Origin of the sequence: Kribbella sp. VKM Ac-2569 (assembly GCF_004216905.1) — a bacterium.
Taxonomy (GTDB): domain Bacteria; phylum Actinomycetota; class Actinomycetes; order Propionibacteriales; family Kribbellaceae; genus Kribbella.
Genome location: NZ_SGXJ01000001.1, coordinates 379802 through 393126 on the forward strand (window position 1 = coordinate 379802; position 13325 = coordinate 393126).

Annotated in this window: 14 protein-coding genes; 3 read left to right on the forward strand and 11 right to left on the reverse strand. The window is 68.6% G+C overall.

Going from position 1 to position 13325, the window contains the following annotated elements; translation table 11 throughout:
• Positions 1–5: 5 nt before the first annotated feature.
• From EV649_RS01725 to hisD, 9 genes are all read right to left on the reverse strand, one after another.
• Positions 6–1109 carry a branched-chain amino acid ABC transporter permease gene (locus EV649_RS01725; protein ID WP_130379787.1) on the reverse strand — a complete coding sequence of 368 codons (1104 nt, stop codon included), beginning with the start codon at positions 1107–1109 and terminating at the stop codon, positions 6–8.
• On the reverse strand, positions 1106–1993 hold the full coding sequence (locus EV649_RS01730) for a branched-chain amino acid ABC transporter permease (RefSeq protein ID WP_130379789.1): 888 nt from the start codon (positions 1991–1993) through the stop codon (positions 1106–1108). The genes EV649_RS01725 and EV649_RS01730 overlap by 4 nt, the downstream gene beginning before the upstream one ends.
• On the reverse strand, positions 1990–3819 hold the full coding sequence (locus EV649_RS01735; RefSeq protein ID WP_130379791.1) for an AMP-binding protein: 1830 nt from the start codon (positions 3817–3819) through the stop codon (positions 1990–1992). The genes EV649_RS01730 and EV649_RS01735 overlap by 4 nt, the downstream gene beginning before the upstream one ends.
• Positions 3816–4637 carry an ABC transporter ATP-binding protein gene (locus EV649_RS01740; protein WP_130379793.1) on the reverse strand — a complete coding sequence of 274 codons (822 nt, stop codon included), beginning with the start codon at positions 4635–4637 and terminating at the stop codon, positions 3816–3818. Before EV649_RS01740 ends, EV649_RS01735 begins: the two co-directional genes overlap by 4 nt.
• Positions 4634–5377 carry an ABC transporter ATP-binding protein gene (locus EV649_RS01745; RefSeq protein WP_347233128.1) on the reverse strand — a complete coding sequence of 248 codons (744 nt, stop codon included), beginning with the start codon at positions 5375–5377 and terminating at the stop codon, positions 4634–4636. Before EV649_RS01745 ends, EV649_RS01740 begins: the two co-directional genes overlap by 4 nt.
• A gap of 195 nt (positions 5378–5572) precedes the next feature.
• On the reverse strand, positions 5573–6214 hold the full coding sequence (gene hisH / locus EV649_RS01750; RefSeq protein WP_130379797.1) for an imidazole glycerol phosphate synthase subunit HisH: 642 nt from the start codon (positions 6212–6214) through the stop codon (positions 5573–5575).
• Positions 6211–6813, reverse strand: coding sequence for an imidazoleglycerol-phosphate dehydratase HisB (hisB, locus tag EV649_RS01755; protein WP_130379799.1), 603 nt, complete (start codon positions 6811–6813; stop codon positions 6211–6213). Before hisB ends, hisH begins: the two co-directional genes overlap by 4 nt.
• Positions 6810–7928 carry a histidinol-phosphate transaminase gene (locus EV649_RS01760; RefSeq protein WP_130379801.1) on the reverse strand — a complete coding sequence of 373 codons (1119 nt, stop codon included), beginning with the start codon at positions 7926–7928 and terminating at the stop codon, positions 6810–6812. The genes hisB and EV649_RS01760 overlap by 4 nt, the downstream gene beginning before the upstream one ends.
• Positions 7928–9253 carry a histidinol dehydrogenase gene (hisD, locus tag EV649_RS01765; RefSeq protein ID WP_130379803.1) on the reverse strand — a complete coding sequence of 442 codons (1326 nt, stop codon included), beginning with the start codon at positions 9251–9253 and terminating at the stop codon, positions 7928–7930. The genes EV649_RS01760 and hisD overlap by 1 nt, the downstream gene beginning before the upstream one ends.
• A gap of 123 nt (positions 9254–9376) precedes the next feature.
• Between hisD and EV649_RS01770 the strand changes: the two genes are divergently transcribed.
• The 3 genes from EV649_RS01770 to EV649_RS01780 all read left to right on the forward strand — a co-directional run bounded on the left by EV649_RS01770 (position 9377) and on the right by EV649_RS01780 (position 10712).
• Entirely contained in the window at positions 9377–10048 is a 672-nt protein-coding gene (locus tag EV649_RS01770) for an LON peptidase substrate-binding domain-containing protein (RefSeq protein ID WP_130379805.1), read from the forward strand.
• 114 nt (positions 10049–10162) lie between these two features.
• Positions 10163–10399, forward strand: coding sequence for a ribbon-helix-helix domain-containing protein (locus EV649_RS01775; RefSeq protein ID WP_130379807.1), 237 nt, complete (start codon positions 10163–10165; stop codon positions 10397–10399).
• A gap of 10 nt (positions 10400–10409) precedes the next feature.
• Positions 10410–10712, forward strand: coding sequence for a type II toxin-antitoxin system PemK/MazF family toxin (locus EV649_RS01780; RefSeq protein ID WP_130379809.1), 303 nt, complete (start codon positions 10410–10412; stop codon positions 10710–10712).
• On the opposite strand, the gene EV649_RS01785 is transcribed toward EV649_RS01780, so the two are convergent.
• Positions 10701–11471 carry an aminoglycoside phosphotransferase family protein gene (locus EV649_RS01785; RefSeq protein ID WP_130379811.1) on the reverse strand — a complete coding sequence of 257 codons (771 nt, stop codon included), beginning with the start codon at positions 11469–11471 and terminating at the stop codon, positions 10701–10703. The two genes, EV649_RS01780 and EV649_RS01785, sit on opposite strands and share 12 nt — an antisense overlap.
• Positions 11468–13318, reverse strand: a complete 1851-nt coding sequence (gene ilvD, locus EV649_RS01790; RefSeq protein WP_130379813.1) for a dihydroxy-acid dehydratase — start codon at positions 13316–13318, stop codon at positions 11468–11470. The genes EV649_RS01785 and ilvD overlap by 4 nt, the downstream gene beginning before the upstream one ends.
• Positions 13319–13325 lie beyond the last annotated feature (7 nt).

Here is a 13325-nt window from a genome sequence, read left to right on the forward strand (position 1 = left end):
ACTCCTTAGTGCGAGAACGGCCAGGATTTCCAATAGGTGCGGAGCCGGATCCAGATCCCGAACAGCCCTCGCGGTTCGAAGATCAGGAAGGCGATGATCAGCAGGCCGTAGAGGATCGTCTCGACCTGGAAGACCGTGATGCCGCCGGCCGCCGAACTGCTGCTGATGAACGGCAGCACGGCCGGCAGCTCGCGGGTGATCCTCGGCAGCAGGGTGATGAACAGCGCGCCGAGCACCGATCCGGAGATGGTGGCGACACCGCCGATCAGCACCATCGCGATGTACTGCACCGACATACCGAGGTTGAACGACCCCGGTTCGACGAAGCCGATCATCACGTACAGCAGCGCCCCCGCGACGCCGGCGTAGAACGACGACACCGCGAACGCGATCATCTTGTAGCGGGTCACATCGACCCCGATCACCTCGGCCGCCAGGTCCCGGTCCCGGACCGCGGCCAGCGCCCGGCCGATTCGGGACCGGACCAGGTTCCGGGCGAGTACGCCGAAGATCACCAGCAGCACGAGCATCAGCAGGTACAGCTTCTGCGCCTTGGTGAACATCGCCCCGTCCACCGCGAACTGGATCCCGAACAGCTCCGGTACGGCGGCCGGACGGCCGACGCCGACTCCCCCGGTGAGATCGCGCCAGTGCTTGAACACGTGCTCCCCGATGAACACCAGGCCCAGCGTCACCACCGCCAGGTACAACCCGCGCAACCGGGCCGCGAGCGGCGCGACGATCAACCCGGCCAGTCCCGCGACCAGCCCGGCGGCGAGCAACCAGATCGGCACCGAGGTGATCCCGAACCCGATCAGCCGGGTGCTGTCCGGATCCCCCGACAACGCCGCCGCCGTATAAGCGCCGATGGCAAGGAAGAACGCATGCCCGAGCGACACCTGCCCGGCGTACCCGGTGACGAGGTTCAGCCCGATCGCCCCGATCGACGCCACACACGCAGTCGCCAGTACGACGAGCAGGTCATCGGTCAGCAGGAACGGCAACGACACCGCCAGGATCCCGAGCACCGACGTCCAGAACCGCTTCCCCGGCGTGTTCAGCAAAGCCGAGTCCTGCTTGTAGGACAGGTAGAGCAATGGTCGACTCATATGCGCTCAACCTCTCCAGTGCCGAAGAGGCCATAGGGTCTGACGAGCAGGACGAGGAGCATCAGCAGGTACGGGACGACGAGGAAGAAGTCGCCGCCGAAAACCGGGTGCAGGTTGTCGCCGTAGCTGCCGACCAGCGCCTCGATGACGCCGACCGTGAGGCCCGCGACCACTGCGCCGCCGAGGGAATCCAGGCCGCCGAGGATGATCACCGGCAGCGCCTTGAGCGCGGTCAGCCAGAGGTTCTGCTCGAGTCCGATGCCGGTCGAGAGGAACACGCCGGCCAGTCCGGCGAGTGCGGCCGCGAGCGCCCAGGACAACGAGAACACCCGCCCGACCGACACTCCCTGCGCGAGCGCGACCTCCTGGTCCGACGACGCCGCCCGCATCGCCAGACCGGTGCGCGACCAGCGGTAGAACGCGAACAACGCGGCCACCACGATCAGGGTCGTCACCAGCGTGGCGAGATGCCGCTGATCGATCTTGGCACCCAGTACGTCGACCTGCCGCAGGCCCCACGGATCACCCATCTGCCGGATGTCCAGGCCGATGAACGAGTTCACCACCGTGCGGATCACGATGTCGACGCCGAGGGTGATGATCGCGATCACGAACACCGGCTTGCCGATCATCGGCCGCAACGCCAGCCGTTCCACCCCGGCGCCGAGCAGCCCGGTGAGCAGCAGCGCGACTCCGACGGCGACGAAGAAGTTCATCGACAGCACCAGATAGCCAGTCAGCAAGGCGCCGGCCATCATGAACGCCGGCTGGGCGAAGCTGATCACCCGCATGGACTTGTAGACGATCACGAAGCCCAGCGCCAGCAGGGCGTAGATCGACCCGTTACCGAGACCGCGGACCACCGTGGCGACGAACTCGTTCACCTGACACCCCCGGCGTACATGGACTCGACCAGGCCGGCGAACGCCGACTCGACGGCGGTGCGTTTGACCTTCTGGGTCGCGGTCAGCTCGCCGTCCTCGTGATCCAGCACCTTCGGCAGCAGCCGGAACGACCGCACCTGCTCGACGGTGGCGAACCGTTCGTTGACCTCGTCGACGACCCCCTGGACGAGCCCGATCACCTCGGGCTTCGCGGACAGGTCGCCGTACGTCGAATACGGCAGCCGATGGACCTGCGCCCAGTGCCCGACGGTGTCCGGCTCGATGCCGATCAGCGCGGTGAGGAACTTGCGCCGGTCGCCGATCACGACGGCTTCCTTGATGTACGGCGACGCTTTCAGGGCGTTCTCGAGTTCCGACGGGGCGACGTTCTTGCCGCCCGCGGTGATGATGATGTCCTTCATCCGGTCGGTGATGCGCAGGTGCGTACCGTCGACCCACTCGCCCACGTCGCCGGTGTGCAGCCAGCCGTCCGGGCCGATCACCTTGGCGGTCGCCTCCGGGTCCTGCCAGTAGCCGGCGAACGTCCCCGGATGCCGGGTGAGGATCTCGCCGGTGCTCTCGTCGATCCGTACCTCGACGCCCTCGTGCGGCTCGCCGACCGTGCCGACCTTGACCCGGCCCGGACGGTTGGCGGTGGCCACCGCGGTGTTCTCGGTCATGCCGTACACCTCGTGCATCGGCAGACCGAGTCCCATGAAGAACCGCAGTACCTCGGGTGCGATGGGTGCGGCCCCACAGGCGGCGTACCGGACCTTGCGCAGACCGACGCGATCCTTCAGTGCGCGGTAGCAGAACAACCAGCCGATGCCGTAGACCACTGTCGAGGCGGCGGTATGACGTCCGCCGTTGGCTGCGAGGACGCCGCCGATCCAGTCGGCGCGGCGCAACCAGTAGCCGCCGACCAGGCGCTTGACCGGATCCGCGGACTGGATCCGGATCTGCACACCGGCCGCGATCTTCTCCCAGATCCGGGGTACGCCGAACAGGACGGTCGGCTGCACCTCATGCAGGTTGGGCGCGACGGTCTCGATCGACTCGGCGAAGTGCACGCACACGCCGGCCCCGGCGCCGAACCAGCCGCTGAAGATCCGTTCGGCGACATGGCACAACGGCAGGTAGGACAGCACGCTGTCGCGCGGTGAGGGTGGTGGTGCGGTGAAGCCGCCGCGCTCGACCAGCTCCTGGATCGCGAAGTCGACGTTCGCACCGGTCAGCATCACGCCCTTTGGCGGTCCGGTGGTCCCGGAGGTGTAGATCAGCGTCACGACGTCGTCTGGGCGGGCGTCGATCATTCGCTGCGCCACCGCGTTCGGATGGGCCTCGCGGTGCTCGGTGCCGAGGGCAAGGAAGTCGGGCCAGGCGATCAGCCGCGGGTCGTCGTACCGGTAGCGGATGCCGCGCGGTTCGACGTACACGATGTGCTTCAGGTCGGGCAGGTCGTCGACCGCGAGCGCCTTGTCGACCTGCTCCTGGTCCTCGGCGATCAGCACCTTCGCGCCCGAGTGCCGGAGCAGATAGCCGACCTCGGCGACCGGGTTGGTCGGGTAGAGACCGACGGTGGCCGCGCGGGCCGCGACCGTTCCGACATCGGTGTAGAGCCACTCGCGCCGGTTCTCCGAGTGGATCGCGACCCGGTCTCCGGGTTCGATGCCGAGGGCAATCAGCGCGTGGCCGACCAGCTCGGCGGTGTCCCAGTACTGCAGCCAGCTGACCTGCTGCCAGATGCCCAGATCCTTTTCCCGCAAGGCGATCCCGCCGGGTGTCTTCCTGGCACGCTCCCGGACCCGGGTGGCGATCGTGGTCATGGCATCACCCGGTGTTCCTCGCCCAGGTAGGCGCGCACCACGTCGGGATCGGTCGCGACCTCGCGCGGTGTACCGGTGCGGATCGGCTTGCCGAAGTCGATCACCATGATCCGGTCGGCCAGATCCATCACCAGGCCCATGTCGTGCTCGACCATCACCATCGGCAGCCCGAGCTCGTCGCGGATGTCGAGGATGAACCGGGCCATGTCCTCGGTCTCCTCCAGGTTCATCCCGGCGACCGGTTCGTCCAGCAGCAACAGCTTCGGCTCGGACGCGAGAGCACGGCCGAGTTCGACCCGCTTCTGGATGCCGTACGGCAGCAGGCCGACCGGGAGACGTCGCCACTGAGCGAGCTCGAGGAAGTCGACGATCTCCTCGACGGCGAGGCGATTCGCGAGCTCGTTGCGCCGGGCCTTACCGAGCCACGCGAACGCGGCGAGGACGCCGTACGGGTGATGGAGGTGCCGGCCGAGCATCAGGTTGTCGAGCACGGTGAGATTGGAGAACAGCTCGATGTTCTGGAAGGTCCGGGCGACGCCGAGGCGCGCGATCGCGTGCGGCCGGCGGCCGATCAGGTCCTCGTCGCCGAACCGGACGGTGCCCTGCTGCGGCCGGTAGACGCCGGACAGCACGTTGAAGATCGAGGTCTTGCCGGCGCCGTTCGGCCCGATCACCGCGAACAGTTCGCCCGCGTTCACCGTGAAGCTCACGCCGTTGAGAGCCGTCACCCCGTCGAATCCAAGGAGGACATCCTCGAACGTGAGCACCGGGGTCGCTTCCTCCGTGCTCTCACTCCGCCGAGCTTCCGTCGCCGTCACGACAGCCAACGCTTCCGGCGGCGGTAGTGCTTGACGTCCCGGAAGGACTTCGCCGATCCTTCGGCGCCGAGACCGAGGTAGAACTCGCGAACGTCGCCATCGGCAAGCAACTCCGCGGCGGGCTTGTCCATCACCATCGCGCCGTTCTCCAGCACGTAACCGTGTTCGGCGATCGACAACGCCATCGCCGCGTTCTGCTCGACCAGCAGAACCGTCGTACCGTCCTGGTTGATCTGCACGATCACGTCCCGGATCTGCTGGACGATCATCGGCGCCAGGCCGAGACTCGGCTCGTCCAGCAGCAGGTACTTCGGATCCGACATCAGCGCCCGGCCGATGGCGAGCATCTGCTGCTCGCCGCCGGACAGGTAGCCGGCGAGCTTGCGGCGACGGTCGGCCAGCACCGGGAACAACTGATACGTCCGGTCCAGGTTGGTCTTGATCGAGCGCGGGCTGACGTGCCCGCCGATCCGCAGGTTCTCCTCGACGGTGAGGTCGGCCAGAATGCGCCGGCCCTCCAGGACCTGTTTGATGCCCAGGGCAGCGATCCGGCTGGCGCCGTACGTGTGGATCGGCTCGCCGTCGAGGGTGATCGACCCACGCCGGACCGCGCCGTCATGGACGTCGAGCAGGCCGGAGAACGCGCGCAGCAAGGTGGACTTGCCGGCGCCGTTCGCCCCGAGCAGGGCGACGATCCGCCCCTGCGGAACCTCGAGGCCGACGCCCCGCAGCACCAGCATCACATCGTCGTAGACGACCTCGAGATTCTTCGCCGCCAGCACCCGGCCTCCTCGGTGGAGGTTCCCCAACCAGCATCTTGGCGAGTGAGTGTGACAGCACCGGTGGCGAGTTTGAAGTCCTCGCAGCCCGGAAATCGGACACCGCCACCCAACCGTGACCGACAGTCAGGAGTAAAACCAGCTACGCGACTGGTATTACAACGAACGAACCCAGTTGGCAAGCAGTTCGGCACCTGCATCACCGGACTTCTCGGGGTGGAACTGGGTGGCGGTGAGCGGGCCGTTCTCGACGGCGGCGACGAAGCGGTCGGCGCCGTACGTCGTCCACGTCACGAGCGGGGCGACCGACTCGCGGGCGTCCTGCAGCTGCCACTCGCGCACGCCGTACGAATGGACGAAGTAGAACCGCTCCTTCTCGATGCCGTCGAACAACTTCGTGCCGGACGGTACGTCGATGGTGTTCCAGCCCATGTGCGGGACCGGTTGGTCGTCCTTCGGCTGCAGGCGCTCGACGGTGCCGGGCCACTGCTCGCAGCCCTCGGTCTCGACGCCGTGCTCGATACCGCGGGCGAACAGGATCTGCATGCCGACGCAGATCCCGAGCACCGGACGGCCACCGGTCAGCCGGCGGTCGACCACGACATCGCCGCGGACCGCCTTCAGTCCGGTCATGCAGGCCTCGAAGGCACCCACGCCGGGGACGAGCAGACCATCCGCGTTGCAGGCCGCGTCGAAGTCGGAGGTCACCGTGACGTCGGCGCCGACACGTTGCAGCGCCCGCTCCCCCGACCGGATGTTGCCGGAACCGTAGTCGAGCAGGACGACCTTCTTGCTCACAGGGCGCCCTTGGTGGACGGGATGCCCGGCTGCCGCGGATCCAGCTCGGCGGCAGCCCGAAGCGCCCGGGCGAACGCCTTGAACTGCGCCTCGACGATGTGGTGCGGGTCGCGGCCGGACAGCACCCGGATGTGGACGCAGATCGCAGCGTTGAACGCGAGCGTCTCGAACACGTGCTGGGTCAGCGAACCGGCGTAGTCGCCGCCGATGATCGCGTACACCTGACCGTCCGGCTCGCCCGTGTGCACGCAGTACGGACGCCCGGACAGGTCGACCGTGCAGTGCACGAGCGCCTCGTCGAGCGGCACGGTCGCGTCGCCGAACCGGCGGATCCCGCGCTTGTCGCCGAGGGCCTCTTTCAGCGCCTGGCCGATCCCGATCGCGGTGTCCTCGACCGTGTGGTGCGCGTCGATCTCCAGGTCGCCGACCGTGTTCACGTGCAGATCGAGCAGCGCGTGCTTGGCGAGCGCGTTGAGCATGTGGTCGTAGAACCCGACCCCCGTGGAGATGTCCGCCCGGCCCTCGCCGTCGATGTTCAGCTCGACCAGGACCTTCGACTCACTCGTCTCCCGATCGATCCGCGCCGTACGCCCGCTCATGTCTGCCTTCCCGTGTCTGTCTTCAGAACGCGCTCCAGCGAAGCGCGGAACGCGGCCATCTCGTCGCCGGTGCCGATCGAGACCCGCAGCCAGCCGTCCGGACCGGTCTCCCGGATCAGTACGCCGTCGTCCAGCAACGCCTGCCAGACCGCGTGCCGATCCGCGAACGTGCCGAACAGCACGAAGTTCGCGTCCGAGTCGACCGCCCGCAACCCCAGCGATCGCAGCCAGTCGACGGTCTCGTCCCGCTCCACCCGGAGCTGCTCCACCCGGCCGAGCAACTCGTCGGAGTGCTGCAACGCCGCCCGCGCGACTGCCTGGGTCACCGCGGACAGGTGGTACGGCAACCGGACGATCCGCAGCGCGTCCACGAACTGCTTGCTCGCGGCAAGGTATCCGACCCGCCCGCCCGCCATCGCGAACGCCTTCGACATCGTCCGCGCGACCGCAAGATTCGGGTACGACGGCAACAGGCTGACCGCACTGGGCGTCCCGGCGCGGCGGAACTCGGCGTACGCCTCGTCGACCACGACCACGGCACCTTGTGCACCGGCCTGCGCGACGATCGCCTCGGTCACGTCGATCGGCAGCGCCGTCCCGGTCGGGTTGTTCGGCGAGGCGAGCAGCACCACCGACGGGCGGTGCCGCGAGATCGCCGCGAGCGCCTTGCTCTTGTCCAGCGTGAAGTCCTCGGCGCGGCGGCCGGTGACCCACGCGGTGTTCGTGTCCCGCGCGTACTCCGGATACATCGAGTACGTCGGCGCGAACGAGAGCGCCGTACGACCGGGGCCGCCGAAGGCCTGCAGGACGTGCAGCATCACCTCGTTGGACCCGTTCGCTGCCCAGAGCTGCTCCGGCTCGAGTTGCGCGCCGGACTCGCGCGCGAGGTACGCCGCGAGGTCCGCACGGAGGCCGATGAACTCGCGGTCCGGGTAGCGGTTCATGCCACGAGCGGCCACGGTGACCGCCGCGGCGATGTCGGCGACGGTCGCCTCGCTCGCCGGGTACGGGTTCTCGTTGACGTTCAGGAGCACCGGGACGTCGAGCTGCGGGGCGCCGTACGGCTCGAAGCTCTTCAGCTCGTCGCGGATCGGCAGCCCGTCGAAGCGGCCCATCACCGCTCCCCTGGGAATCGGACGGACACCGCGGCGCCGTGGGCGGGCAGGTCCTCGGCGTGGGCGAGCGTGACCACGTGGCCGGCGACCTCCTGCAACGCATCGCGCGAGTAGTTGATCACGTGCATTGCCTTCAGGAAGCTGCGCACGGACAGGCCGGACGAGTGGCAGGCGCAACCGGCCGTCGGGAGGACGTGGTTGGAGCCGGCGCAGTAGTCGCCGAGCGACACCGGCGACCAGCTGCCGACGAAGATCGCGCCGGCGTTGGTGATCAGGCCGGCCCGCTCCTCGGCGTCCGCGGTCTGAATCTCCAGGTGCTCGGCGGCGTACGCATCGACCACCGCGGTGCCCTGCTCGAGGTCGTCGACCAGCACGACGGCCGACTGCTGACCTTGCAGAGCCTCCGTCACGCGGTCCTGGTGCTTGGTCTGCGCGACCTGACCCGGCAGCTCGGCCTCGACCGCGGCGGCCAAGGTTTCGGACGGTGTCACCAGCACGCTGGCGGCCATCGGGTCGTGCTCGGCCTGGCTGATCAAGTCGGCGGCGACGTGCTTCGGGTCGGCGGTGTCGTCGGCCAGGACCGCGATCTCGGTCGGGCCGGCCTCGGAGTCGATGCCGACCTCACCCAGCAGGAACCGCTTGGCGGCGACTACGTAGATGTTGCCGGGACCCGTGATCAGGTTGACCTTCTTGCAGCCGTCGAAGCCGTACGCGAACCCGGCGATGGCCTGCGCGCCGCCCATCGCGTAGACCTCGTCGATCCCGAGCAGCGCACACACCGCGAGCACCGTCGGGTGCGGCAGACCGCCGAACTCCTTCTGCGGCGGGGAGGCAATGGCCAGGGACGGCACACCGGCCACCTGCGCCGGCACGACGTTCATCAGGACACTCGACGCGAGCGGCGCACGGCCGCCGGGCACGTACAGGCCGACGCGCTGGACCGGGACGAACCGCTGGGTCACCCGCCCGCCTGGTGCAGGCTCGGAGGCGATGTCGGGGGTGAGCTCGTCCTGGCTGACCTCGCGGACCCGGCGGATCGACTCCTCGAAGGCGCTGCGCACCTCCGGGTCGAGCTCCTCGAGCGCGGTCTTCAGCGCCTCGGCCGGGACCCGGATGTCCTCGACGCGCACATGGTCGAACTTCTCGCCGTACTCCCGGATCGCCTCGAGGCCGCGATGGCGGACGTCCAGGCAGATGGGTCGGACGACGTCGAGAGCCTTCTCGACGTCGAACACGGCTCGGGGGACGAGGGCATTCACTTCGGCTTGGAGGTCGGAGACCTCTCCGGCCGCCACTCGGCCCCGCAGGTCGACGCGGCGAATCATGGCGCCAGTCTAGTGGCGCGGACCGGGCAGCTCCGCGCCATATCCACAGGTCGGCCGCCAACGACGCCGTACCGACGCCGTCACCGGCCGTGATCGCGGAGTTCGTCCACTAGGCTCGTTGGCATGGACTCCCGCCTGCCGTTGCTCACTGTCGACACGGTGATCTTTCCCGGCCTGGTGGTCTCGATTCCGGTGACCGACGTCCAGGGCCGCGCGGTGGTCCGCGACCTGGTCGAGAACGGCGGCGAACTGGTCTGCGGCGCGCTCGCGGTCCGGGACGGGTACGAGCTGGGTGAGCGGGTGTTCCGGTCGCTGTACGGGACCGGCTGCGCGGCAACGATCTCCGAGATCGCGCTGGACGCGGACGACGACGGACCGGTCGAGGTGACGCTGACCGGCAACCGCCGGTTCAAGGTGAGCGAGCTGGACGGCGGCGGCGACTACCTGGTCGCGGATGTGGAATGGCTGGCCGACGACCTCGGCGACGACCCGCTGGGTACGGCAACGATCGCGCTCGAAAGGTTCCGCAAGTACGCCGAGGCGATCAGCGAGATCAGCCGCCCCGGCCTGCACCTCGGCGACCTCCCCGACGACCCCGGCACGTTGTCGTACCTGATGTCGGCCGCGATGAAACTCATGACCCCCGACCGCCAGAAGCTCCTCGAAGCCGCCGACATCACCACCCGGCTCGTCCAGCTCGTCGCCCTCATCGACACCGAACTCTCCGCGATCACCGCCCTCCCGTCCCTCCCCGCCACCGACCTCATCGCCTGGTCCGCCCTCTCCCCCAATTAGCCTCCAACCGGGGAGCACAACTGCCCGATTCGGGCGGGTAAACCTCCCCAAACCAGTTTGGGGCCACACCAGCAGGTGCTACCGAAGTGAATCCCACGGCGGTATGGTTGTGGTATGAGCAAGCAGATCACGGTTCGGCTGCCGGACGACCTGGTCGACTTCATGGACGAGCTCGTCGCGACCGACAAGGCGACGAGCCGGGCCTCTGTGGTCGCCCGGGCGATGGTGCGTGAGCGGCGCCGTGAGTTGGCCGCCCGCGATCTCGCCATCCTGAACGAACATGGTGAGTACGCCGACCTCGAAGGGCTCGCCCCCGCGGCCGCGGGCACCGTGCTCAGCGACCTCGACTGAGTACGACGTCGTGCGCCCACTGCACATCGCCCGGCTCGACAAACCCCGGCCGGTGGTCGTGCTGACCCGTGAACTGATCCGGCCGCGCCTCACCAACGTGACGGTCGCCCCGATCACCAGCACGATCCGCGGCCTGTCCACCGAGGTCCTGGTGGGGCCTGACAACGGCCTCGATCACCCCAGCGCGATCTCCTGCGACAACATCCAGACCATCCCGAAGTCCCAGCTCGGCCGCCTGATCGGCTACCTCCACCCCGACCAGGAACCAGCCCTGGCCGAGGCCATCAACCTGGCGTTCGATCTAGAGTTCTAGCAACGCCGCCCGGTTCGCCAGCACGTACGCCGCGGCCGCTCGGTACCCGCCCGCGTGATCCTCTTCCCGGTGTACGTCGAACGCCGGGTCCCCCGCCCGTACCTGCTGGTCGATGTACGCCGCGAACGACAGCAGCCTGATCCCGATCAGATCCACCAACTCGGCCGGCGCGACCCCGAGTCCGTAGGAGTCGCAGAACAGACGCAGCCGGCGGGCCCGGTCGGGCTCCTCCGGCCAGCCGAAAGGCTCGAGCGAGGCCGGCGGGTGGAACGGCACGAACTGATGCGCGGCGTACGCGAGATCCCACCGGCGGTTCGACGGGCGGATCGTGTCCCAGTCGATGATCCCGGTGACCTCCGATCCGTCGAAGACCAGATTCCACGGGGCCAGATCGTGGTGCCCGATGCAGTCGATCCGAACCGGCGTCGCGACCTCGAGCTCGTGCCAGTCGGCTGGATCGACCGGCTCGAACCCCTCGGTCGCATCGTGGAGCCGGCGGATCGCGCGGGCCACACTCACCAGCGCCTGATCCGACCGGAGCTCCTCGGACAGCGGTGGGTATCCGGTGGTCCCGGGGAGGTAGGAGAGCGTCTCCGTCTCACCGTCCGCAGCAACAAGCCGTGGCGCCAGGTCGAATCCGACCTGCTCGAAATGCCGGAGCAGTGCGTGCGTGTTCGCCGTACTCCTCCGGCGGTGCACCGTGTCACCTTGCCGCACCGGCTTGGCGAACCGGCCGCCCGGCAGGGCCTCGCCCGTCACCCCAGCTTGCTGATGTCGCGGACGGCGCCCTTGTCGGCGCTGGTGGCCATAGCGGCGTAGGCGCGGAGGGCGGTGGTGACCTTGCGGTCGCGGTTCTTCGGGGCATAGACGCCGCCGAGTGCCGCCTCGCGCGCGGCCAGTTCGTCGTCGCCGACCAGCAGTTCGATCGACCGGTTCGGGATGTCGATCTTGATCCGGTCGCCGTCCTGGACCAGCGCGATCGTCCCGCCGGACGCCGCCTCGGGCGACACGTGCCCGATCGAGAGTCCCGACGTACCGCCGGAGAAGCGGCCGTCGGTGACGAGTGCGCAGACCTTGCCGAGACCGCGGCCCTTCAGGAACGACGTCGGGTACAGCATCTCCTGCATGCCCGGACCGCCCTTCGGGCCCTCGTACCGGATCACGACGACGTCGCCCGGCTGGACCTGCTTGGCCAGGATCTTCTCGACGGCCTCTTCCTGCGACTCACACACCACCGCGGGACCCTCGAACGTCCAGATCGACTCGTCCACACCGGCCGTCTTCACGACACAGCCGTCGACGGCCAGGTTGCCCTTCAGGACGCCGAGACCGCCGTCCTTGGAGTACGCGTGCTCGCGGTCCCGGATGCAGCCGTTCGCCGCGTCGTCGTCCAGCGTCTCCCACCGCTCCGACTGCGAGAACGCGGTTGCCGACCGCTTGCAGCCCGGAGCCGCGTGCCACAGCTCGACGGCCTCCGGCGACGGCGATCCGCCGCGCAGGTCCCACGTCTTCAGCCACTCGTCGATCGAGTCGCTGTGCACGGTGTGGATGTCCTGGTTCAGCAGGCCGGCGCGGTGCAGCTCACCGAGGATGGCCGGGATGCCGCCGGCGCGGTGCACGTCCTCCATGTAGTACGTGCCCTGCGGCGCGACGTTCGGCGCGACCTTCGCCAGGCACGGGACCTTCCGCGAGACCGCGTTGATGTCGTCGAGGTCGAAGCCGACCTCCGCCTCCTGCGCGGCCGCCAGCAGGTGCAGGATCGTGTTGGTCGACCCGCCCATCGCGATGTCCAGGGCCATCGCGTTCTCGAACGCTTCCTTGGACGCGACGTTCCGCGGCAGCACGGTGGCGTCGTCATTGTCGTAGTACCGCTGGGTGATCCGTACGACGGTCTCGCCGGCCTTCTCGTACAGCGCCTTGCGAGCGGTGTGGGTGGCCAGCACGGAGCCGTTGCCCGGCAGCGAGAGGCCGATCGCCTCGGTCAGGCAGTTCATCGAGTTCGCGGTGAACATGCCGGAACAGGAACCGCAGGTCGGGCAGGCGTTCTCCTCGATCCGCAGGATGTCGGCGTCGGAGACGTTCTCGTTGACGGCCTCGGACATCGCGTCGATCAGGTCGAGCTTGCGGACCGTGCCGTCGACGAGCGTCGCGCGGCCGGCCTCCATCGGGCCGCCGGAGACGAACACGGTCGGGATGTTCAGCCGGAGCGCCGCCATCAGCATGCCGGGCGTGATCTTGTCGCAGTTCGAGATGCACACCAGTGCGTCCGCGCAGTGCGCCTCGACCATGTACTCGACCGAGTCGGCGATCAGGTCCCGGGACGGCAGGCTGTAGAGCATGCCGCCGTGGCCCATCGCGATCCCGTCGTCGACGGCGATCGTGTTGAACTCGCGGGCGATCCCGCCGGCCGCGTGGATCGCCTCGGACACGATCCGGCCGACCGGGGCGAGGTGCGTGTGGCCGGGGACGAACTCGGTGAAGCTGTTCGCCACCGCGATGATCGGCTTCCCGAAGTCCTCCCGGGCTACCCCGGAGGCCTGCATGAGCGCGCGGGCGCCCGCCATGTTGCGGCCGTGGGTGACTGTGCGGGACCTGAGAGCGGGCACGACGACA